Origin of the sequence: Streptomyces sp. SID9727, from assembly GCF_010550605.1 — a bacterium.
Taxonomy (GTDB): Bacteria; Actinomycetota; Actinomycetes; order Streptomycetales; family Streptomycetaceae; genus Streptomyces.
Genome location: NZ_JAAGNI010000193.1, coordinates 15,211 through 35,834, shown reverse-complemented (window position 1 = coordinate 35,834; position 20,624 = coordinate 15,211). Strand labels below are relative to the sequence as shown.

Genomic DNA, 20,624 nt, shown 5'->3' with positions numbered 1-20,624 from the left:
GTTGTCGGGGCAAAAGGGGCGCGCACGCTGGTCCCATTGGCCTTCGAAACTGTCCGAAAGTTTCCCGAAGGGTTTCCGGTCTCATGGGGGGTGCGCTTCACTGGTCCGGCACGCAGCAGGGCAAGGACTGATATGCATACGCCTCACGTGAAGGTTTTCTCACCTCCGTCAAGAGGAGAGTCTTGTACACCCTCGGACTGAATTGCTGCTTCTCGCTGCCGGGCCGTGAAATCGTGCCCGATCTGCCCCAGTGGTTTTTTCACGACGCGTCGGCGGTACTGATCCGGAACGGCGAAGTGGTGGCTGCGGCCGAACAGGAGCGGCTGAACCGGCTGAAGCACACGAATCGCTTTTCCGGCGATGCCGTCCGGGCCTGTTTCGACCATGCCGGCATCGGTTTCGAGCACGTGGACTCGGTGGCGTTCTTTTTCGACGAGGCGTGGACGGACAAGGAACTCTTCCACCAGTACGTCGAACACTCCGACGTGACGACGAGTTCGGCCAGGGAGCTCATCAAGGAACGCGTGCGGGAACTGTTCGACTTCGAGCTTCCCGACGACCGCATCTCCTTCGTCCGGCACCACGATTCCCACGCCTATTCGGTCTATCCCCAGTCGGGCTTCGACGACGCACTCGTGGTCGTCATGGACGGGCGAGGCGAAGACGCCTCCGCCTCGGTCTACAGTGCCGCGGGTGAACGGGTGGAGCTGCTCGCCACGAAGGGCCCGTCCGACTCGCTCGGCCACTGGTACACGGCGGGAACCGAACTTCTGGGCTACCAATTGTTCGACGAGTACAAGGTCATGGGCCTCGCCCCGTACGGGAACCCGGACACCTACCGCCCGGTCCTCGACGAGCTGTTCGAGCTTCGCCCGGACGGTGACTTCCGGCTGGATCACGCACGACTGCGTGCGGCCATGTTCTCCGCCGGTTTCCTCCCGCGCCGCAGGGGCGGGACGTTCGAGCAGCGGCACATGGACTTCGCGGCAGCGGTCCAGCAGGTGACCGAGGAAGCCGCCCTGCACATGATCGGGCACTGGCTCCGCGAGACCGGCCACTCCCGTCTGGCGCTCGCCGGCGGCGTCGGCCAGAACTGCACGCTGAACGGCAGGCTCCTGCGTGAACAGCACCTGCGGGACATCTTCGTCCACCCCGCCTCCCACGACGCCGGCGCCGCACTGGGAGCCGCGATCAAGGTCGAGGCGGAGAAGACCGCCGCGCTGAGGCGCCGCAGAATCCGTGACGTCTTCTGGGCGCCCGCGTCGCCCCGGCCGGAGGAGACCGAGCCCCTGCTGAAGAAATGGGCCGGCCACCTGGACGTCGAGCACGTGCCCGGCATCGAGAAGCGCACCGCGCAACTCCTCGCGGACGGGAAGGTGGTCGGCTGGGTGCAGGGACGTTCGGAGTTCGGTCCCAGGGCGCTGGGCAACCGGAGCATCCTGGCCGACCCGCGTCCCGCGGACAACCGGCAGCGGGTGAACCTGATGGTGAAGAAGCGGGAGACCTATCGGCCCTTCGCACCGTCGGTACAGGCCGAGAGCCTGCACGACTGGTTCGAGTTCCCCGAGGACATCGCCGCCCCGGACTTCATGGTGTTCACCGTCCCCGTGCTCGAACACCGGCGGACCGAACTGGCCGCCGTCACGCACGTCGACGGCACTGCCCGAGTGCACGCGGTGGACCGCGAGGTCAACGGACGGTTCTGGCGTCTGCTGGAGGAGTTCGAGGCACTCACCGGAGTGCCGGTCCTGCTCAACACGTCCTTCAACAACCACGCCGAGCCGATCGTCGACTCCGTCGAGGACGCTGTACGCTGCTTCCTCACCACGGAGCTCGACCATCTCGTGATCGGCGACCTCCTTGTCTCCCGCTCGCCCCGCGACCGCGAGGCCCGGACCGCGCTGGTTCCCCGCCTGTGCCCCGACACCAGGGTCGTCCGCGAGAGCGGGCCGGCCCGGCTGGAGCGGGCCGTTGTGACCGGTGCGTACACCAAGGCCAAGCGGGTTCCGGTCGGGGCGGCGACGGCCGCACTGCTCCTCTCCGCAGACGGTGAGCGCAGCCTGGCCGAACTCTCTTCGAACCTCACGGGGCCGGGTGGCGTCGAAACACTGGCCGAGGTGGAGCTGCTCTGGAGCGAGCGCTTCCTCGACCTGGCGCCGCGCTGAACGGCGGCACACGCCCGCCATGCGCTCGCGAACCCCCCGACGGCAGCCCGACAGGGGCAGCGGACGTCTCTGGCACAACAAGGACTTCACCCTGCTGTGGATCGGGCAGTCGCTCTCCTTCTTCGGCGGTGGGCTCTACGACGTCGCCGTGGCCTGGAGCGTCTACGCGGTCACCCGCTCTTCGGCCGCTACCGGCATCGTTGTCGCGGCCACGACCGCCGCGCAGTTCCTGTGTGCCGTCCCCTCGGGCTACCTCAGCGACCGGATGAGCCGGCGCCGGATGCTCATCGTCAGCGACCTGCTGGCCGGGGCCGCGGCACTCGCGGTGGGGTTGGCGGCGCTCAGGGACAGCTTGTCCCTGGCACCGGTGGTCCTGCTCAGCCTGGTGCTCGGCGCCTGCCGGGCACTGGGCACCATCGCCCACATGCCGCTGCTCGCGCAGACGGCCCGGGGGGACGTCAAGACCGCCAACTTCCTGCACTCGATCACCTACAACTCGATCAGAATCACCTCGGTTGCCCTCGGCGGTCTGCTGCTCACCATCACCGAGGCGCACTGGCTGATCCTCGCGAACGCCGTGTCCTTCTTCGGCGCGGCCCTTGTGACCCAGCGGATCGGCGCCCAGCAGGACGAGGGCGCGGCCACCGGGCCGGGAGCCCCGTGGCAGGCGTGCCGGGAGGGGCTGCGGGTACTGCTGGAGATACGGTCTGCCCGGTTGATCGTCCTCAGCTCCGCTCTCGCCAAAGCCGTGTACTCGTCGGCTCTGGCCGTGACCCTGCCCCGGCTGATGACCGAGAGCGCCGGCACGTCGGGCAGCCTGGGCCTGGCGATGGGGTTGCAGAGCCTGGGCGTCGTGGCGGGGTCATGGATGCTCAGGCGGGTGACCGGAGGAGAACTGGGACTCATGCACTTCCGGCGTCTCGTGACGGTGGGAGCGACGGCGATTCTGGCTCTGACGTGGACCTCCGGCCCGCTGCTCCTGCTCTGCGTCTTCGTCGCGGGCTGCGGACTCGCCTTTGAAATGATCGAACAGACCTGCCTGCAGCAGATCATTCCGGCGCGGGTACTGGGCCGGGTGCTCAGCCTCGACATGTTCGCCGGGCTGCTCTGCTACTCACTGGGCTCGGCGCTGCTGGGCGGGCTGGTCGACCTCTCGGGTGCGCCCCTGGTCCTCACCTGCTGTGCCGCCGCGCAGTTCGCGCTGGTACTGGCGCTGCGACACGGCTCCCGGCACGAACCGGGAGCGGTCTGACCGTTACCGCAACGAGGGCTGCTCCTCCAGCCAGGTGAGGCCCTGGTGGCAGGTGAACATGCAACGCACCAGGTTCTCGACCGGCGGCGAGAAGGAAAGCCGGATCCTGCGTCGGCCGTTTCCCTTCCCGGGCGGGGCCATCATCTCCTCGGGCACCACCCTCACACCGAGCAGGTAGGAGAGCACGCCGAACAGGTGGAAGGTCCGCGCCACCGCCACCGGCCCGACGCCGCCGCGGTCGAGGACCGCGTCGCAGTGCACCACGAGGAAGAAGCCGCACTCCGGCTCGTACTCCACCGCGAACCAGCGGCTGAGCCCCTCGTCGAGGAACCGCACGGCCAGCTCCCGGTGGAACTCCAGGATCCTGGCGTCCAGTTCGTCGTAATGGGACGCATCCACCGGGTGCTCCCGCGGGCCCGGTGGGCAGAGCACGACGCCTTGCTCGAACTTCCACCGCAGAAGCCGGTCAACCTCGTCGAGCACCACGGAACGGACCCGCTCGCGCTGCGCGTCGGGGATACGGGCCGATCCGACGCCCTCCACCATCGCCACCATCAGGTGGCGCCGGAACTCGTAGCTGTCGTCCTGGTGCCAGGACTCCTCCGCCAGGTAGGCCCGGATCTCCTCCGCTCCGCTCCGCATCGCCCGCGCCAGGGCGTTCTGGAATCCCGTGTACACGAATCCGACGGTGCTCTCGAGAACGCGTCGAACGGACTCGGCCTGCGTGCGCGGGCTCCAGAGCAGACCGATCCGCAGGTTGGCCAGCGCGAACGGTTTGGAGAGGCCGAACAGCACGAAGGTGTCCGCGTGGTGGTCGAGCAGGGTGCCGCAGTCCTCGGGCATGCTGCGGATCGAGTGGTACGACATGTCCTCAATGGCCGTCACCTGGTGGCGGCCGAGCACCTCACCCAGCCGGCGCAGGTGCTCAGGCGTGGCCATCCGGCCGGTGACGGTCGGGTTGATGTGCAGGTAGCAGACGACTCTGGGGGGCCGGAGCACCAGCGCGGGACCACGGTGCAGCGGCTGGGCGTTCCGAAGGGCGGGCCACCGGGAGGCGGCGCGCTTCAGCATCGTCCGGGCTGCCCGAAGAGGGCCGAGTTCCTCCAGTCCGCGGGTGATCTCCTCCGCGTCCTCGGGACACGGTGCGGCGACGTCTCCCAGCAGTCCCCTGCGGTGCAGGTCGCGCAGGGTCCCGCGCACCAGGACGGACCGCTGCGGCAGCCATTCGGCGTACAGGGCGGCGTTCCGCTCGGTGACCACACGGTCCAGGGCGTCGATGTCCACGGCGCCGTCCTCGCCCAGCGGAACGGTCGCCACGGTTCCGCCCGCCCGGTAGGGCTGGGGAAGGAAGAATCCGTAGGACACCTCGGGATGCAGGACCACGTCGCCCGGCACCGTCACGCGGGTCCGGCACAGCGCGTCGTACAGGCTGATGGTCCCGACTCCGACGACCGGTTCGACCTGGTCCAGGTGCCGGGCGAGAGGGAAGCCCAGCCCTGCGACGAGCTCCCGCACGGCCGTGTTCAATTCCTCCGTGCACTCGGGGCCGAAGTACCGCTGGAAATCCTTTCCTCGACCCACTTCTATAGACAAATGGTGCACAAAGCTTGGTAGTGGGGCAGCGGATGCGTCACCGGTGTCCAGATTCCGTTCCCCCGGAATGCAGTCGACCGGGCCCTCGGAACCGGTACCGGGCTCCTGGTTCCGGCTGGTGAGGACTTGATAGGCCCAGCGGCAGAGAAAGGGAAAGCGTGACGGCTCGTCCTCTGCGACTCCCGCATATTGCGTCTCAAATTCGGTCAACAGTCGCCCGAGTTCCGCAATCGTGTCTCTCTCCAGGGCGGGGGAAATGCCGGCGCGCGCAACGCGTAACTTTTGTTGACATGTGTAAGTCATGGCTGTTAGCGTAGCCGCGCCTTGATGGCAAATCAAGCAACTCCCTGCTGACAGAAGGGCAGTTGAAGTGAGTAACTTAGCCTTGTTCGGCGGCGATCCCGCAGTGACCACCCCTCGGGAAGACCTTTTTGATTGGCCGATCCTAGGGCCTGAGGAGGAAGCCGCAGTACTGGCGACAATGCGTAAGCCGAGCTATCTCGATTTCCAAACCGTTCCGGCCTTCGAGTCGGAGCTCAAGGACTGGCTCGGCACCGAGTACCTGATCACCGAGAGCTCCGGGACCCACGCGGTCCTCGGGGCCATGTTCGCCTGCGGAGTCGGAGAAGGTGACGAGGTCATCGTCCCGGCGTCGACCTACTGGGCCTCCTGCGTACAGGCGTTCACGTTGCGGGCCAAGGTGGTGTTCGCCGACATCGATCCGCTGACGATGAACCTCGACCCCGCTGACGTGGAGCGCAAGATCACCGACCGCACGAAGGCGATCGTCGTCGTCCACCTGCTTGGTTACCCGGTCGACATGGACGCCGTCAACGCCGTCGCCCGCCGTCACGGCGTCAAGGTCATCGAGGACGCGTCCCACGCGCACGGCAGCCTGTACCGCAACCGCCTGGTCGGCACCCTGGGTGACATCGCGGCGTTCTCCATGTGCGGCAAGCCCCTCTCCATCGGCGAGGGCGGGATGATCGCCACCAACGATGCAGAGCTCCACGACCGGGCGCTGGCCTGGGGGCACAACTTCCGCTTCCACGCGGGTGAGGTGAAGTCACCGGAGCTGCTGCGGTTCGCCGGCCTGCCGCTCGGCGGAGTGACCTCCCGGATGCACAACCTCAGCGCCGCGATCGGCCGGGTCCAGCTGCGCCACTTCGACGAGCGCATCCAGGAGATCGACCGGGCGATGAACCACTTCTGGGATCTGCTCGCCGACATACCGGGGCTCGTCGCCCACCGCCCGCCGAAGGACAGCGGCTCCACCATGGGCGGCTGGTACAACCCGCACGGCGTCTACCTCCAGGAACACTTCGAGGGCCTGTCCGTCGCGCGCTTCGTCGAGGCGATCAGGGCGGAGGGGTACCACTCCTGGACCCGCATCTGCATCCGTGAGCCGCTGCACACGCACGAGCTGTTCAGGAGCGCGGACGTCTACAACGAAGGCGCACCCACGAACAGCAGGCGCGGGGCGGCACCGCCCCAGGGCCGCGGCGACCTGCCGGTGGCCGAGTCGGTGCGGGCCCTGACCGTGCCACCGTTCCGGCGCTTCGACCGGGACGCCGTCGAGATGTACGCCGCCGCCTTCCGCAAGGTGGCGGACAACTACAAGGAGCTCCTTCCGGGAGACCGCGGGGACGAAAGCGTGGTCCTCGACGAGCGGGGCAACGGGTGACGGCCGAGGCCGTCGAGCGATCCTTCCGCCTCCCCGCCACCGCCGCTCTGGAATGGGCCACACGAGTCTTCCGCGTCCTCGGCGCCGATCACACGACCGCCCAGGACGCGGCTCTCGCGCTGGTAGCCGCAGACCTCGCCGGGCACCCCAGCCACGGGGTGCGGCTCGTCGCCACCTACGCCCACCAGGCCGACAGCGGCGAACTGCTGCCCGAAGCACGCCCCGCCATCGTGCGGCAGGACGCCCACTCCACCGTCATCGCGGGCCGAAGAGGTCTGGGGGCCGGAGCCATGCGCCTGGCGGTACGGAACGCCACGGAGCAGGCCAGGCGGCACGGAGCGGCCACCGTCCTGCTCACCCACCACGGTCACCTCGGACGCCTCGGACTCTACGTCGCCCAGCTCGCCGACGCCGGCATGGTCGGCGTGCTGTCCAGCGGCTACGGACTTCTGCCGGAAGAGGCCATCGTGGCGCCCGTGGGCGGCGTCGACCGAGTCTTCGACACCAACCCGTGGGCCTTCGGCTTTCCCGCCGAAGGAGGCGACATCGTCATCGACATGTCCTCCGCGGCGATCTCGTACAACGCGGTCAGGGCACTCGGGCTCGCCGGAATCCCGATTCCCGGCCACCTCGCCCAGGACCGGCACGGGCAGCCCTGTACCGACCCGGACAGCGTGCTGGCCACCGGCAGCCTGCTGCCGGCCGGGGGCGCCGTCGGATACGGGCTGGCCCTCGCGGCCTGCGGGCTCGCCGCCCTGGCCGGCGGGCCGCCGGCCTCGGCACCGCCGGAATCGATCGCAGGCACCTTCCTGCTGGCCCTCGACGTGACCCGGTACCGGCCGCTCGCACAGTACCGCCGGCATCTCGGCGCGGCTGCGGCGGCCGTCCGGGCCGGCACGCCGGCGAATCCGGGGAGCCCCGTCCGGACACCGGGAAGCCGCGGTGTCCTGGTGCGCTCCCCTCGCGAGGTGAGCGGAACGATCGAGCTGTCCGAATCCACCTTTCGAGAACTGGAGGACACATGTCACCGCATGCGACTGCCCGCTTTCCCGGAGAGCCGATGAATCCTGGCCGGTCTGTAGGCATCGCCTTCGCCGGCTGCGGCTACGCAGCCGACTTCTACGGCGCGACGCTGCCCAACTATCCGTGGCTGGACGTCAGAGGCGCCTACGACGTACGGACGGACCGCGCCCGGTCCTTCGTCCGAGAGTACGGCGGCTGCGTCTACGACAGCTTCGACCAACTCCTCGCCGACCCGAGCGTGGATGTCCTGGTCAACCTCACGCCGGTCACGCTCCACCACAGCACCACCAAGGCCGCGCTGAACGCCGGCAAGCACGTCTACTCGGAGAAGCCGCTCGCCACTCGGCTGGACGAAGCCTCCGAACTGGTGCTTCTGGCCCGTCAGCGCGGTCTGCTGCTGTCCAGTGCCCCGTCGACGGTCTTCAGCCAGGCCGCGCAAACGCTGATACAGGCCGTCGGCGACGGGCTGATCGGCCGCCCGCGCCTGGTGCACGCCGCACTGGACATGGGCGCGCTGGCGTTCATGGCCTACACCGACTGGCACAGTAGGCGCGGGGTGCCCTGGCCGTTCGAGGACGAGGTACGCAACGGCTGCGTCATGGAGCACGCGGGTTACCAGCTGAGCTGGCTGGTAGCCATGTTCGGGCCCGTCGTGCGGATGGCGGCCCACACCGCTTCCCTGCTGGCTGACGAGTGGTCCACGCTCGACGCGGGTGAGGTGGCTCCCGACGTCTCCCTGGGTTTCCTGGAGTTCGCCGACGGCACCGTCGGAAGGATCAGCATCGGCTGGGTCGCTCCGACCGACCAGACCCTCACCGTCATCGGTGACAGAGGAACCCTCACCGTGGGTGACGTGTGGCAGGCATCGGAACCCGTCGTTCTGCGCCGCAGGGTGGGCACCAATGGCAAGGACCACTCCTATCTCGCCGAGCCGGAGCAACTGCCGTTCGTCGTCCCGGCTGCCGAGCACCGGTATGTCGACACCCACGACCTCACGGTGGGCGCCGGTGTGGCAGACCTGGCCCGTGCCGCGGTGCGGGACGAGCAGCCGTTCCTCTCCGCCGACTACTGTCTGCACGTGCTCGACGTGAGCCTGCGGCTCGCCGCGGGCACGGGTGTGGCGGAAACCGTGACGGTGCCGGCCTCGACCGACTCGAAACTTTTAGGATGTTCCATCGAAAGTCTGGCCACGGCCGGGAGGGGCCACGCACCGACCTCATGGCCCACCGTCGGCCTGGCGGGAGAGAAGAGGAGAGCATGAACGCCCAGAGGCACCAAGAGGTCGCCGCGCTGCTCGACCGGGCCGTGGAGTGGGCAGGCGCCCGGCCCGACGTCGCGGGACTGCTGCTCGTCGGCTCCTGGGCCAGGGAGGCGGCGCGCGAGGACTCCGACGTCGATCTCGTCCTGCTCAGCGACGACCCGGCACTGTACGACGCCGAATCCCTGACGGACCAATGGGCCCTCGGGACCTTCGTCACCACCCGCCGCTGGGGCCCCATCACGGAATGGCGGTTCGTCAGGGAGTCGGGGCTGGAGGTCGAGCTGTGCGTCGGGCGTCCGGACTGGGCCGGCACCTCGCCCATGGATCCGGGTACCCGCCGGGTCGTCTCCGACGGAGCGCGGTCACTGTACGACCCGCGCGGTCTGGTCGCCGGCGTCATTGGCGCGTGCGCGGGCTGAAGCCCGTCAGCCGGCGTGCACACCTGGCGCTGCCCCACCCCGCGCCGGGTGTCCGAGCCGGCACAACAGACCTGGTGTGCACGGGCTCGTCCGCCGGCCGGGGGACGGCCCGCACCGGGTCGGCGGGCCGTCCTTGTTCCTCCGCCGGTCAGACACCCCCTGAGGTCACGCTCCGGTCGGGTTGCGGGTGCCCCGGCACGGGGCGCCGTCCGCGGCGGGCGATCAGTGGCTCCGCAGCCAGACAGGCGACGGCGGCGGACACCAGCGCGGCGGCCACCAGAGCAGTGCTGCGCACCCCCCACGAAGGCAGCAGCAGCGCCCCGGCCAGGGCGCCGGCCGCGACGCTCGCATTGAACACGGCGCTGTGCGCGGCCGTGGCGACTTCGGTACTGCCGGGCGCCACATCGAGGATCCGGTTCGCCATCGCGGTGATCATCAGGAACATCGTGGCACCGAACAGGACGAGCAGACCGATCACGGCGAGCCGGAGCGCGCCTACACCGTGGAGACCGAACAAGGCGCCCGCGAGCAGTGCGGTGGGCACGATCACCCCGGCGCGCGGCCAGCGGTTCAGGACCACTCCGCCGAAGGCCATGACCGCCACTCCGGCCGCTCCGCGGACGAACAACAGGGGCCCCATGGCCGTTTCCGGGAAGCCGCTGACCTCCGTCAGGAAGGGCACGGTGTACGTGGAGGCAGCCGAAAGACCGGTGATCGACAGCGCAGTGGCCGCCAGCAGGACGACGAACCGCCGGGCGTCCGGGTCGGTGGCGGCGGCGGGCTTCTCCTCCGTCCGCGTACGCGGCATGCAGACGGCCACAGTCACCAGAGCGGCCAGACCGAGACCGCTGAGCGCCAGGAAGGGCAGCCGCCACCCCCACTGCTGTCCCAGCCAGGTGCCGGCCGGCACGCCCATGACGGTAGCCACCGAACTCCCGGTGAACACCACTGAGACGATCCGTCCTCGCAACCTGGGTGGAAACATGCCCACCGCCGTCACGACGACCACCGACCAGAACACCGCGTGAGCCAGCGCGGTGATCACCCGGCCGCCGAGCAGAAGCGGGTAGCCCGGAGCGAGAGCAGTGAGGCAGTTCGCGGTCACGAACACCGCCAGCACCCACGAGAGCAGCCGGCGGCGCGGAACACGGCGAGTGGCTCTGACCAGTGGCACGGATACGACCGCCACGGTCAGGCCGTATCCGGTGACGAGCAGCCCCACTGCCGAGAGCGAGGTGTGCAGATCACCTGCCATCAGCGAGAGCAGACCTCCGGGCAGGTTCTCGTTGGCGACGAAGCAGAAGGTGGCCACCACCAGTGCGGCGAGCGCGGCCACCCGCGCGGATGCTCCCGGCATCGGGGCGGTCGCAGGCATCAGGCGCACCGGTCCAGGACGTGCCGCACATACCCTTCGTACGTGTGGTGCTCCTCCGCGTACGCACGCAGGCCGGCGGCGGCCTCGTGCAGCTCCGGCAGGTGCCGCAGAGCATCGTCGATCGCACGGCGCAGGGCACGGCCGTCGGCGGCGGGAACCACCTGGCAGGCCGGCGAATCGGGTATCTGCTCGGCGAGCACCTCCGAGACGATCACCGGCTTTCCGGCGCTGATCGCCTGCGCGAGTGCCCCGGACGCGCCCCCGTAGCCGGCGAATTCCTGCTGGTAGGGGAAAACGATCACGGCGGCCCCGCCGATCACCTCTGCCAGCCGCGTCCGGGATATCCAGCCGCTCTCGAACCCGACACGGGCATGCGGATGGTCACTGCGCAGGCGCTCCTCGACACCGTCGTACTGCTGGCCGAGAACGCGGAGTTGCGGGCCGTTCTCCAGGGCCGTCAGCAGGACGCCGATGCCCTTGTCCGACCGGGCACTGCCGATGGAAAGGACGTACGGTTCCTCGTCGGTGGGAGTCCAGCCGCGGCGGAAGGAGGCGGCGACCTCCGCACGGGTGGCGGTCGGCCAGCCCACTCGGAGCAGCCTGTCCGGAGCGACGAACCGCCGTGCCTGCCGCTCGCCGACCGGAGTGTTCACCACGAACAGCGCGTCCGGGGCCTGCCCTCCTACGACATCCACCAGGCGTCCGCCGCCCCCCAGACGGCGTCGTACGTCCGCCTCGAAGTAGCCGGGCCGGTGCAGAGAGTGAACGTACGTCAGCCCCGCCTCCGAGACGGGCCAGGCAGGGTAGTTCTCGTCGAAATAGCAGTTGAGGAACACCGTGGCACCATGGTCGCGCGCGTCCAGGCACGCCTCCGCCAGTCTCTTGGGGTCGACCGTCCCGGAGTAGGAGAGCTTCACCGCGCTGGAGCCGGGCGACGCACCCGTCGTGGCCACGTGTGTGACACCTCGGCCGAGCCGGTGGTGGAGCAGGTAGGACGGCGGGCAGTACATCCGTACGGGCCCTGCCGCAGGGGTCGCCGCGGCTGCGCTTGCCAGTCCGACGACGAAGTCCGGGTGGTGGCCGAGGACGGTGTCGTTGAAGTCGTCGAAGACCGCCATCCCCGTCATGAGGTGCCGAGCCTTTCCAGCCGGGGCAGGGTGCCCGATGGCACCGGCGCGGTCCCGACGACCGTCTCCAGCGCGGACATCGCCAGATCCATGGGCACCGGCACCAGCGGACGTCCGCGTTCACCGGTGACGACGTGCCCCGGCGCCTTCAGCAGCACCATCGGCACCTCGTCGGGGGCGCAGGACAGGTAGCCGCGCTTGTTGTCCCGCGCCAGTACCGTGCGTATCCGGCCCGGATCGAGCGCGCCGGGTCCCGTGGACGCCGGGGACAGGTGCAGCCGTCCCACCAGTCGGTGGTGCAAGGCGAGGCCGTCGCGATCGAGATGTCCGAGGGAGTGGCTGATCTCGGCGGCGACCAGCATGCCCCAGCCGATGGCCTCGCCGTGGCCGATCCGGCCCTCGGAGACGAACTCCAGCGCGTGCCCCATCGTGTGTCCGTACTCGAACACCAGCGCCTCGTGACGCTCCCGCGGATCGGTCCGCAGGTAGGGCGCCTTGGCGGTGCATCCGATGTCCAGCAGGTCGAGCAGTGCCGTGGCCGGCGCATCTCCCAGACCGCCGAGAGCGCGCTCGAGATCAAGCCGCCGCTCCGGTACGACCGCCAGCACGTTCTTCACCATCTCGGCCAGGCCGGTGAGTATCTGGTCGTGGGGCACTGTCGTGAGCCAACGCAGATCGCAGGCGATGAGCGAGGGTGCATGGTAGGTGCCGCAGAGGTTCTTGCCTCCGCGCAGGTTGACCGCCTGCTTGACCGACAGCACCGAGTCGAACGCCGCGATCGGCGTGGTCGGCAGGTGTACCAGCCGGATGCCGCGGAAGAGGAGCGCGGCGGCGAGTCCGGCGACGTTGCCGACCATCCCTCCGCCCATGGCCACGACCACCGTGCTGCGACTGGCGCCCTGACGGATCGCGAACTCGACGATGTCCTCCACCAGCGACAGGGTCTTGCGCTGTTCCCCGGCGTCCACGGTCATCGTGGCCACCCGGACGGTCTCGGAGACCCCGTGTAAGACCGCCGCGGCGTGCTCGGTCACCTGCCGGTCGCGCACGACGAGAACGAGATCTGCTGTCACGGCCAGGTCGGCCATCGCCGCGACCAGGTCCTCCGTCACGTCCACGCCGTACAGGTACGGGACGTCCTCGCCGTCGAGCGACACTTGTTGCCTGAGCAATGAACACAACCTCTCGCAGTGGGTGGTGGGCAGAAGCCGGACACGTGTGGCGGGAGCGCTCCCACACTACAGATGGTTCGTGCTAGCGTGCGAATACTTCTGATCTTCCATGGTTGATGCGGGCATCGCTGAGCAATCGGGGTGGACGGTTGAGTGGATGTGGCCGTACGGACGAACGGACCGGCCCTGCCGTGATCATCGGCGGCTGCGGGCGGGTCGGCCTGCCGCTGGGCATCGCCCTCGCCTCGCGCGGGATGGCCGTGATCCTTTATGACATCAACGAGTCCGCGGTCGCGACGGTCAACCGCGGCGTACTTCCGTTCGGTGAGCCCGACGCGGCGGAGCCCCTCGCCACCGCCGTCCGGGACGAACGCCTGCGAGCCGTAACCGACCCGGCCTGGGTCGCGGAGGCGGAGACAGTCGTCGTGATCGTCGGCACACCGGTCGACGAGCACCTCAACCCGGACATCGGCGCCGTGCCCCGCGCCATCGAGCAGGTCGCCGATCACCTTCGCGACGGTCAGTTACTGATTCTGCGCAGCACTGTCCATCCGGGTGTGACCGCACTGGCCGAGAAGGTGCTCGCCTCCCGCGGCCTCGACATCGATGTGGCCTTCTGTCCGGAACGCATCGCTGAGGGGCGGGCCATGACCGAACTGTTCTCCTTACCCCAGATCGTCGCGGCCCGTTCCGAAAGGGCCTACCGCCGCTCGGAGAGGTTCTTCCGCACCCTCACCGAGCAGACTGTGCGGCTCGCCCCGGAAGAGGCGGAACTGGCGAAGCTCTTCACCAACACCTGGCGCTACATCAAGTTCGCCGCGGCCAACCAGTTCTGGGTGATGGCCAACGACGCCGGTCTCGACTTCGACCGCATCCGCAACGCGATCACCCACGACTATCCGCGAGCGGCCGACCTGCCGGGCCCCGGATTCGCAGCCGGGCCGTGTCTCTTCAAGGACACGATGCAACTCGCAGCCTTCAGCCGGAACAACTTCCCGCTCGGCCACTCGGCGATGCTGGTCAACGAAGGGCTGCCGCTCTACCTGGCGGACCGCCTCGAAACGCGTTACGACCTCTCCGGGCTCACGGTCGGCATCCTCGGCATGGCGTTCAAGGCGGGCAGCGACGACCCACGGGCGAGCCTGTCGTTCAAGCTCCGCAAGATCCTCGCGCTCAAGGCACGCGAAACGCTGTGCAGCGATCCCTACGTCACCGACGACCGCTTTCTGCCGCTGGACGAAGTCCTGGCCCGTGCAGACCTGTTGGTCATAGGCGCACCGCACCCCGAGTACCGCGAGTTGCCCACACAAGCGCCCGTCGTCGACATCTGGGGAATCAGCGGCCGAGGGATGCTCGTGTGACGGCACCCAGAGCCGTCACGAGCGCCAACCGTACACAGGACGCGCCGACGGGCGGCGCTCACCACACCACCAAGGGGCAGAACGAGATGGTGAAGGCACTGGTCACCGGGTCGGCAGGTTTCATCGGCGGCTACGTCGTGCAGGAGTTGCTCGGACGCGGCCATGAGGTGATCGGCCTGGACAACTTCTCCAAGTACGGGCCGGTGAGCCACGACTACGACACCCACCCCCGCTACCGCCTGGTGGAGGGCGATGCACGAGACGTGGGTCTGCTGCGCTCACTCCTCGACGGGTGCGACCATTTCATCGCCGGAGCGGCGATGATCGGAGGCATCTCCTACTTCCACACCTACGCCTACGACCTGCTGGCCGCCAACGAACGGATCATGGCGGCGTCCTGCGACGCGGCCATCGAGGCGCACCGGGCCGGCACCCTGCGCAAGATGACGTACGTGTCCTCCTCGATGGTGTACGAGTCGACGGACCGGTGGCCTTCCGCGGAGGGCGACGAAAGGGTCGTCCCGCCCCCCGCGTCGAGCTACGGCTTCCAGAAGCTGGCCGTCGAGTACTACGCGCGGGCCGCCTGGGACCAGTACGGGCTGCCCTACACCATCGTCCGGCCGTTCAACTGCGTCGGGGTGGGGGAAGGCCGGGCGGCCGGACAGGAGGAGATCCTGTCGGGCAACGTCAAGCTCGCGATGTCGCACGTGGTACCCGACCTGGTCCAGAAGATCGTCAAGGGGCAGGACCCCCTGCGCATCCACGGGGACGGAGATCAGGTCCGGCACTACACCTATGGCGGGGACCTCGCCCGCGGCCTGGTCGCCACGCTCGATCACCCCGCGGCGCTCAACGAAGACTTCAATCTGTCCACCGAGCGGTCGACGACCGTCCTGGAACTGTCCGAGCTCATCTGGCGCAAGATCAAGGGGCCGCACGTGCCCTTCCGGTACGTAAGCGAGCAGGCGTTCCGGCACGACGTGCAAAAGCGGGTGCCCGACGTCACGAAGGCCCGCGAAGTCCTCGGTTTCGAGGCGTCGACGAGTCTGGAGGACATGCTCGACGAGGTGATCCCCTGGGTGGCCCGTGCCGTCGCCGACGGTCGGCTGTGACGGCCGGCCCGCCCCCCCGCCCCCGCCCCTGCCCGAACAGGAGAGACATGAGAGCGACCAATCCCAGGGCGTCGGTGGTGATACCCACGTACAACCGCCGAGAAGAACTCCGTACCACGCTGACATCCCTCGCCGACCAGAACCTGCCTGCCGACGAGTTCGAGGTGATCATCGCTGACGACGGTTCCAGCGACGGGTCCCTGGAAGTGGTTCGTTCCTTCGAGCAGCGGCTGGCACTGCGGTACTTCTTCCAGGAGGACCAGGGGGCCCGTGCCGCCCTGGCACGCAACGCCGGAGCCCGGTTGGCCGATGCGCCGGTCCTGATCTTCCTGGACACCGGGACGGTCGCCGGTCCGGGTTTCGTGGAGGGGCATCTCGCCCGGCACGCCTCCCCGGACGGCGCGCCCGGTCCGCGGGTGGTGATCGGCTACACCTACGGCTACCGGCCGTTCGACCCGACGCCGGGTCTGGCGGAAGCGGTGGCCGCGCTCGCCCCGGAGGCGGTGCGCCGTCGCTACGGCGAGGACCCGTCGTTCCAGGACTGCCGCCACCCGGAGTTCCTGTCCGTGGACTTCGACGCGAACTCGCTGCCGTTGCCCTGGATCATGCCCTGGACTGTGAACCTGTCCGTCGCGACGGCGGACTTCTGGCGGGTCGGCGGATTCGACGATTCCTTCCAGGGCTGGGGGGTGGAGGACCTGGACCTCGGTCTGCGCCTCTACAAGTCCGGCGCCCGCTTCGACGTGAGCCGCGAGGCATGGGCCATCGAAACGCCTCACGAGCGGGATCCGTCCGGCAACGCCGACAGCGTCACCCGCAATGCCCTGCATCTGCTCCGGAAGTTCCAGGAACCGGCGGTGGAGCTCAACTGGGCCTGGTTCGCGACGGGCGACTGGCTTGCGGAGGACAACTCGGCGCCCCTCCACGCCCGGTACGCACGCCTGCTCGACTGGACGGACGAGGCGCGCGGACTGTGCGCCGACCACGAGATGAAGGCCATGCTGACGAACATTCCGCCCCGAGCATCCGTCGCCGTGTTCGGCTGCGGCCCGAAGCTGCCGAGATCCCTGCCGGCCGGCACCACCCTGTTCGACTTCGATGTCCGGGTCCGGGCCGCCGTGGCACCCGACACCCCGTCGCGGCCGGTCCGCCACGCGCTCGGGGTGCGCACGTGCCTGCCGGACCAGTCGTTCGACCTGGTGATCGTGACGAGCCGACTGCGCGGTGTCTGGAAAGACCACGGCAAGCTGATCCTCGCCGAGGCGCACCGGATCGGCAGGGCGGTACGTTCCTGAGCGCCTGGTGCGCGACTACGGGAGTCTTCTGGGCTCGCTGGGCGAGGCTGCCCGGGAGGTGTTGGACGACCCGGCGCTCGCCCGCCGCGACGGGAGCGGCTACGACCCGGAGGTGGTGCGGCAGGTGCGGGTCGGAGCGCGGCGCACGACGGCGCCGAGCAGCCCCGGCGCGCGCCGCGCTCCGACCCGCGTGAGCAGTACGCGGAGCTGCGGGTACTGGACGCGGAGGGCCGCCGCCTGCTGGCCGAGAGGGCGCGCGGCGACTGCAGCTCCGTCGTCCTGACGCGGGTGCGGCGCGCCCTGGACATCGAGGCGGCGCCGCTCCAGCAGCTGATGCAAGAGGACCGCTGAGGGACCCGGCGAGCGGGAGGGAGCACCGGTCCGGCACCCGCTCGCCCGCCAGGTGTCAGTCGGCCCGGTGGGGTACGGGGATGCCGGTGATGCCGTTGACGAGGACGTCGAACCTCCAGTGCATCCGGTCCGGACGGCGCCGCTGACCAGTGCGGGCATGTGCCCGGCGATCGCCGGGTGCGTGGGCGCGGCCTCGTCGACGTCGCGCAGCGCGCGCACGGTGGCGTTCCAGTCGTCTTCGGAGGTGGGGTCGTGTTCGTGGGTCGACTGCTCGGCAGCGGTGGCGGTGGCGTCCTGCAGCAATGTGTCCACTCCCCAGGCGACCTGATCGCGGGGGCGCCGCTCTGTGCGAGCAGGTGGAGGATGCGTTCGACCAGGCGCAGGTAGTTGTCGCCGCTCGGCCGGGCCAGGAGCGCGGACCGGGCGAGCTACGGGTGTGCAGCACCAGCGTGTACGAGGTCATGACCGTGCGCAGCCGGCCGCGCCAGTGCCAGTCGACCATGTCCATAGGCTATGAATATAAAATTGCTATGCTTCGGGCATGAGTCGTCAAGACACCGCTCCTGGCGCGTCCGCCGCCATCGGGGCAGCCCTCTACGGCCTGGCCACCAGGGCCGCGAGACGCCTGCCCCGGGACATGAGCCTGACGTCCGCCGCCACCCTGGCCACCCTGGACCGGACCGGCCCGCGGCGCATCACCGATCTGGCCGCGGTCGAGGGCGTCACTCAGCCCGCGATGACCGCCCTGGTCCGGGTGATGGAAAAGTCCGGCCTGGTCGAGCGGCGGGGCGACGCGTCCGACAAGCGGGTCACGCTGGTGTGCCTGACCGAGGCCGGCGCCTCCTACGTCCGGACGCGGCGCCAGGCGGGCGTCCACGGCTTCGAGCGGTTGATCGGCGAGCTCACCGGCGACGAGGTCGAGGCACTGGTGGCGGCCGTTCCAGCGCTGAAGCGTCTGGCTGAGCTCGAAAGCCAGGACCGCGAAGGGCCGAAGCAGTGACCGGGCAGCCGGTCGGTGAGGTCGCGGCGAAGGCGTTCCCGGTGGCGCGTTCCGAGGCGCGGCTGCTGGTCCCTGCCCTGATGTTCATCGCTCTGGTCGTGGCGGCGGTCGCCAGCCTCGGGGCGCCGCTCATCACCAGCGTGGCGACCTCGTTCGACGTCTCGCTCGGCAGCGCGCAGTGGACGCTGACCGTCGCGCTTCTCAGCGGCGCCGTCGCCACGCCGGTCCTGGGCCGGCTCGGAGCCGGCCCGCACCGGCGGGCCACGATCCTCGCCACGCTGGCGGTCGTCGTCGCCGGCAGCGCGGTCACCGTACTGCCGCTGCCGTTCGCGGGGCTGCTGGCCGGCAGGGCGGCCCAGGGCGTCGGGCTCGGGCTGACGGCGCTGATGATGGGCGTGGCCCGGGACCACCTCCCCGAGGAGCGCAGCGCGGCCGTGATCGCCCTGATCTCGGTGGTCTCGATCATCGGGGCCGGCGTCGGCTACCCGCTGGCCGCACTGCTCGCCGAGCTCGGCGGGGTACGGGCCGCCTACGGCCTCGGCCTGGTCGTCACCGCCGCCGCTCTCCTGACCGCGTGGCGCTCCATGCCCGATGCCCCCGAAGGCCGCTGCGCCCACGTCGACGTGGCAGGCGCGGTCGTCCTGGCCGCTGCGCTGCTCCTGGTGCTGTTCCTCGCCGGCGAACGGAATCTGTGGAGCCGGCACCTCGCCGTGGCGGCGGGCCTCGCCGTCGCCGCGGTGGTGCTGCTCTGCGTCTGGGCCTTCATCGAGCTGCGCAGCACTACGCCCCTGGTCGATGTGCGGGCAGTGCGGCACCCGGCGGTCGCCGGGGCGAACCTCGCCATGTTTGTCGGTGGGATCGGCATGTACCTCCTGCTCACGCTCATCACCCGGTACGCGCAGACGCCGCACGGAGCCGGCTACGGCTTCGGGCTGACCACCTTCGTCGCCGGGCTGGTCCTCATCCCGTTCTCGGTGCTGGGGTTCGTCGCCGGCAAGCTCACGCCGCGGGTCCGGACGCGGATCACCGACCCCCTGCTCCTGGCCGGCAGCGCCGTCGTAGTCGGCGGCGGGTTCGCCCTGTTCGCGGCGGACCGGTCGGACCTGGCCGAACTGTTCGCGGCGATGGGTGTGCTCGGCTTCGGCGTCGGCGGCTTCTCGGCCGCGATGCCCGGCGTCATCCTGGCCGTCACCCCCAAGAGCGAGACGTCGAGCGCCATGAGCTTCAACTACGTCGTCCGCAGCGTCGGGTACTCCCTGGGCAGCGCCATCGGCGGCCTGATCCTCGCCACGGGCACCGGCCCCGGCCACCTCTTCCCCGACGACAGCGCCTACACCACCGCGGCGCTGGTCGGCGTCGCCGCGATGGCGATCACCACACTGACAAGCATCGCCCTCGCCCGCCGACGCCCACCCGAGACCATCCCGTAAGTCACATGCACTTATTCCAACACTGGAGGTTCCATGCCCAAGGGCTACTGGGTCAGCGTCTACCCCACCATCGAGGACCCCGAGAGGCTTGATGTCTACAACGAACTGGCAGGTCTAGCCGTCGCGGCCGCGGGCGGGCGGGTGCTCGCCAGCATCGGCAGCCGGGTCGACGCACACGAAGCCGGAATCGCCGAGCGCGTCGTCCTGATCGAGTTCGACAGCTTCGAACAGGCCGTCGCCGCACGCGCGAGCGCGGCCTACCAGAAGGCGCTCGCCGAACTCCCCGACGGTTTCGAACGCGACTTCCGCATCATCGAAGGCCTCGACTGACCGAGGTCCAGCCGGATCTTCACTGAAGCTCGACGCGACTGCCGCTGACGAGGTCAGCGCCGACTGTCTCCAGAGGCAAGCAAGCCGGTGACCTCGGCGATTGGCTCCGCCGAGGGGTGGAAACAGCGCCGTACGTTCTCCGGCTCCTGGTGCTGGCGACCGGGGCCCTGGCCGGAGCCCTGGCCCGCACGGTGAGGCGCCGCACGGCAGCCCGCCGAAGAGCCGCCGACGCCCGGCTCGAAGAAAATCACTGAATTCGCGGCACTTGAACGGAGCCTTCATGCCGTCACAAAAAAATCCGACGTCGCCACACTCACACATCGAGGCGGCCTGTAACCCGACCCGCCAAGACCGTCACCCTGTCCGTGACCGTTACCAACAAGGGCAAACGCCAGGGCACTGAGACCGTGCAGCTCTACGCCACACCGCCTGCCGCGGCGGACGCCGAGCGACGCAGGCTCGTCGGCTTCCGCAAACTCACCCTCGCCACCGCACGCGACTCCCGCACCGTGACGGCACAGAGGACACTGTCCATCAACTGACCCCGCGCCTCAGTCACGCGAGCGGGCAAGCTCATGAGAACGGGTCGACGCAGTCTCAGCAGGCGTCGACCACCGTTGCCCCACTGGTTCACAGGGTGGTCGACGTACACGTCGACGCCGGCGATCTGCAGA

At 69.4% G+C, this 20,624-nt stretch carries 19 protein-coding genes and 1 pseudogene; 13 read left to right on the top strand and 7 right to left on the bottom strand.

Annotated features, from left to right (window positions below):
• Nucleotides 1-143: 143 nt before the first annotated feature.
• A complete protein-coding gene (locus tag G3I41_RS37650; RefSeq protein WP_343242112.1) occupies nucleotides 144-407 on the bottom strand; it encodes a hypothetical protein in 264 nt (87 codons plus the stop codon).
• On the opposite strand from G3I41_RS37650, the gene G3I41_RS13070 reads away from it, so the two are divergent.
• Together G3I41_RS13070 and G3I41_RS13065 are read left to right on the top strand one after the other, a co-directional pair.
• Entirely contained in the window at nucleotides 297-2,165 is a 1,869-nt protein-coding gene (locus G3I41_RS13070; RefSeq protein WP_343242111.1) for a carbamoyltransferase C-terminal domain-containing protein, read from the top strand. The two genes, G3I41_RS37650 and G3I41_RS13070, sit on opposite strands and share 111 nt — an antisense overlap.
• Before the next feature lie 19 nt (nucleotides 2,166-2,184).
• Nucleotides 2,185-3,417, top strand: coding sequence for an MFS transporter (locus tag G3I41_RS13065; RefSeq protein ID WP_164400372.1), 1,233 nt, complete (start codon nucleotides 2,185-2,187; stop codon nucleotides 3,415-3,417).
• A 3-nt stretch (nucleotides 3,418-3,420) separates the two neighbouring features.
• Here the strand turns inward: G3I41_RS13065 and G3I41_RS13060 are convergent, their stop codons facing one another.
• Nucleotides 3,421-5,313 carry an aminotransferase class I/II-fold pyridoxal phosphate-dependent enzyme gene (locus G3I41_RS13060; protein ID WP_164400371.1) on the bottom strand — a complete coding sequence of 631 codons (1,893 nt, stop codon included), beginning with the start codon at nucleotides 5,311-5,313 and terminating at the stop codon, nucleotides 3,421-3,423.
• Between the two features lie 67 nt (nucleotides 5,314-5,380).
• Here G3I41_RS13060 and G3I41_RS13055 point away from each other — a divergent pair, with 67 nt between their 5' ends.
• Genes G3I41_RS13055 through G3I41_RS37420 form a run of 4 tightly spaced genes read left to right on the top strand, consistent with a single transcriptional unit; the run spans nucleotide 5,381 to nucleotide 9,397 of the window.
• On the top strand, nucleotides 5,381-6,694 hold the full coding sequence (locus G3I41_RS13055) for a DegT/DnrJ/EryC1/StrS family aminotransferase (RefSeq protein ID WP_343242110.1): 1,314 nt from the start codon (nucleotides 5,381-5,383) through the stop codon (nucleotides 6,692-6,694).
• Nucleotides 6,691-7,758 carry an Ldh family oxidoreductase gene (locus tag G3I41_RS13050; RefSeq protein WP_164400369.1) on the top strand — a complete coding sequence of 356 codons (1,068 nt, stop codon included), beginning with the start codon at nucleotides 6,691-6,693 and terminating at the stop codon, nucleotides 7,756-7,758. Before G3I41_RS13055 ends, G3I41_RS13050 begins: the two co-directional genes overlap by 4 nt.
• Entirely contained in the window at nucleotides 7,755-8,978 is a 1,224-nt protein-coding gene (locus G3I41_RS13045) for a Gfo/Idh/MocA family oxidoreductase (protein WP_164400368.1), read from the top strand. Before G3I41_RS13050 ends, G3I41_RS13045 begins: the two co-directional genes overlap by 4 nt.
• Nucleotides 8,975-9,397, top strand: coding sequence for a nucleotidyltransferase domain-containing protein (locus G3I41_RS37420; protein WP_164400367.1), 423 nt, complete (start codon nucleotides 8,975-8,977; stop codon nucleotides 9,395-9,397). Before G3I41_RS13045 ends, G3I41_RS37420 begins: the two co-directional genes overlap by 4 nt.
• A gap of 148 nt (nucleotides 9,398-9,545) precedes the next feature.
• Here the strand turns inward: G3I41_RS37420 and G3I41_RS13035 are convergent, their stop codons facing one another.
• Genes G3I41_RS13035 through G3I41_RS13025 form a run of 3 tightly spaced genes read right to left on the bottom strand, consistent with a single transcriptional unit; the run spans nucleotide 9,546 to nucleotide 13,071 of the window.
• The gene (locus G3I41_RS13035; RefSeq protein ID WP_164400366.1) at nucleotides 9,546-10,772 is read right to left on the bottom strand and encodes an MFS transporter; all 1,227 of its coding nucleotides are present in this window, start codon (nucleotides 10,770-10,772) and stop codon (nucleotides 9,546-9,548) included.
• Complete coding sequence (locus G3I41_RS13030) at nucleotides 10,772-11,899, bottom strand: glycosyltransferase family 4 protein (protein ID WP_164400365.1); 1,128 nt, start codon at nucleotides 11,897-11,899, stop codon at nucleotides 10,772-10,774. The genes G3I41_RS13035 and G3I41_RS13030 overlap by 1 nt, the downstream gene beginning before the upstream one ends.
• Nucleotides 11,896-13,071: an iron-containing alcohol dehydrogenase gene (locus tag G3I41_RS13025; protein ID WP_164400364.1), complete on the bottom strand. Its 1,176-nt coding sequence runs from the start codon at nucleotides 13,069-13,071 to the stop codon at nucleotides 11,896-11,898. The genes G3I41_RS13030 and G3I41_RS13025 overlap by 4 nt, the downstream gene beginning before the upstream one ends.
• Nucleotides 13,072-13,262: 191 nt before the next feature.
• Between G3I41_RS13025 and G3I41_RS13020 the strand changes: the two genes are divergently transcribed.
• Genes G3I41_RS13020 through G3I41_RS13010 form a run of 3 tightly spaced genes read left to right on the top strand, consistent with a single transcriptional unit; the run spans nucleotide 13,263 to nucleotide 16,839 of the window.
• Nucleotides 13,263-14,432, top strand: a complete 1,170-nt coding sequence (locus G3I41_RS13020) for a nucleotide sugar dehydrogenase (RefSeq protein ID WP_203600897.1) — start codon at nucleotides 13,263-13,265, stop codon at nucleotides 14,430-14,432.
• Entirely contained in the window at nucleotides 14,429-15,544 is a 1,116-nt protein-coding gene (locus tag G3I41_RS13015; RefSeq protein ID WP_203600895.1) for an NAD-dependent epimerase/dehydratase family protein, read from the top strand. Before G3I41_RS13020 ends, G3I41_RS13015 begins: the two co-directional genes overlap by 4 nt.
• 47 nt (nucleotides 15,545-15,591) lie before the next feature.
• Nucleotides 15,592-16,839, top strand: coding sequence for a glycosyltransferase (locus G3I41_RS13010; protein ID WP_164400363.1), 1,248 nt, complete (start codon nucleotides 15,592-15,594; stop codon nucleotides 16,837-16,839).
• Nucleotides 16,840-16,938: 99 nt separating this feature from the next.
• On the opposite strand, the gene G3I41_RS13005 is transcribed toward G3I41_RS13010, so the two are convergent.
• Both G3I41_RS13005 and G3I41_RS13000 read right to left on the bottom strand, forming a co-directional pair.
• On the bottom strand, nucleotides 16,939-17,178 hold the full coding sequence (locus G3I41_RS13005) for a hypothetical protein (RefSeq protein WP_164400362.1): 240 nt from the start codon (nucleotides 17,176-17,178) through the stop codon (nucleotides 16,939-16,941).
• A gap of 67 nt (nucleotides 17,179-17,245) precedes the next feature.
• A pseudogene (locus G3I41_RS13000) lies at nucleotides 17,246-17,677 on the bottom strand (TetR/AcrR family transcriptional regulator C-terminal domain-containing protein); the annotation flags it as partial.
• Between the two features lie 150 nt (nucleotides 17,678-17,827).
• Here G3I41_RS13000 and G3I41_RS12995 point away from each other — a divergent pair.
• The 4 genes from G3I41_RS12995 to G3I41_RS12980 all read left to right on the top strand — a co-directional run bounded on the left by G3I41_RS12995 (nucleotide 17,828) and on the right by G3I41_RS12980 (nucleotide 20,492).
• Nucleotides 17,828-18,190, top strand: a complete 363-nt coding sequence (locus G3I41_RS12995) for a MarR family transcriptional regulator (protein ID WP_164400385.1) — start codon at nucleotides 17,828-17,830, stop codon at nucleotides 18,188-18,190.
• Nucleotides 18,187-19,620, top strand: coding sequence for an MFS transporter (locus G3I41_RS12990; protein WP_164400361.1), 1,434 nt, complete (start codon nucleotides 18,187-18,189; stop codon nucleotides 19,618-19,620). Before G3I41_RS12995 ends, G3I41_RS12990 begins: the two co-directional genes overlap by 4 nt.
• Before the next feature lie 33 nt (nucleotides 19,621-19,653).
• The gene (locus G3I41_RS12985; RefSeq protein ID WP_164400360.1) at nucleotides 19,654-19,950 is read left to right on the top strand and encodes a DUF1330 domain-containing protein; all 297 of its coding nucleotides are present in this window, start codon (nucleotides 19,654-19,656) and stop codon (nucleotides 19,948-19,950) included.
• A 365-nt stretch (nucleotides 19,951-20,315) separates the two neighbouring features.
• Nucleotides 20,316-20,492 carry a fibronectin type III-like domain-contianing protein gene (locus G3I41_RS12980; RefSeq protein WP_239081602.1) on the top strand — a complete coding sequence of 59 codons (177 nt, stop codon included), beginning with the start codon at nucleotides 20,316-20,318 and terminating at the stop codon, nucleotides 20,490-20,492.
• Nucleotides 20,493-20,624 lie beyond the last annotated feature (132 nt).

Coding starts and splice junctions, on each gene's coding strand:
- G3I41_RS13065 (WP_164400372.1), top strand. CDS start 2,185: ATGCGCTCGCGAACCCCCCGACGGCAGCCCGACAGGGGCAGCGGACGT.
- G3I41_RS13060 (WP_164400371.1), bottom strand. CDS start 5,313: ATGACTTACACATGTCAACAAAAGTTACGCGTTGCGCGCGCCGGCATT.
- G3I41_RS13045 (WP_164400368.1), top strand. CDS start 7,755: ATGAATCCTGGCCGGTCTGTAGGCATCGCCTTCGCCGGCTGCGGCTAC.
- G3I41_RS37420 (WP_164400367.1), top strand. CDS start 8,975: ATGAACGCCCAGAGGCACCAAGAGGTCGCCGCGCTGCTCGACCGGGCC.
- G3I41_RS13035 (WP_164400366.1), bottom strand. CDS start 10,772: ATGCCTGCGACCGCCCCGATGCCGGGAGCATCCGCGCGGGTGGCCGCG.
- G3I41_RS13030 (WP_164400365.1), bottom strand. CDS start 11,899: ATGACGGGGATGGCGGTCTTCGACGACTTCAACGACACCGTCCTCGGC.
- G3I41_RS13010 (WP_164400363.1), top strand. CDS start 15,592: ATGAGAGCGACCAATCCCAGGGCGTCGGTGGTGATACCCACGTACAAC.
- G3I41_RS12995 (WP_164400385.1), top strand. CDS start 17,828: ATGAGCCTGACGTCCGCCGCCACCCTGGCCACCCTGGACCGGACCGGC.
- G3I41_RS12985 (WP_164400360.1), top strand. CDS start 19,654: ATGCCCAAGGGCTACTGGGTCAGCGTCTACCCCACCATCGAGGACCCC.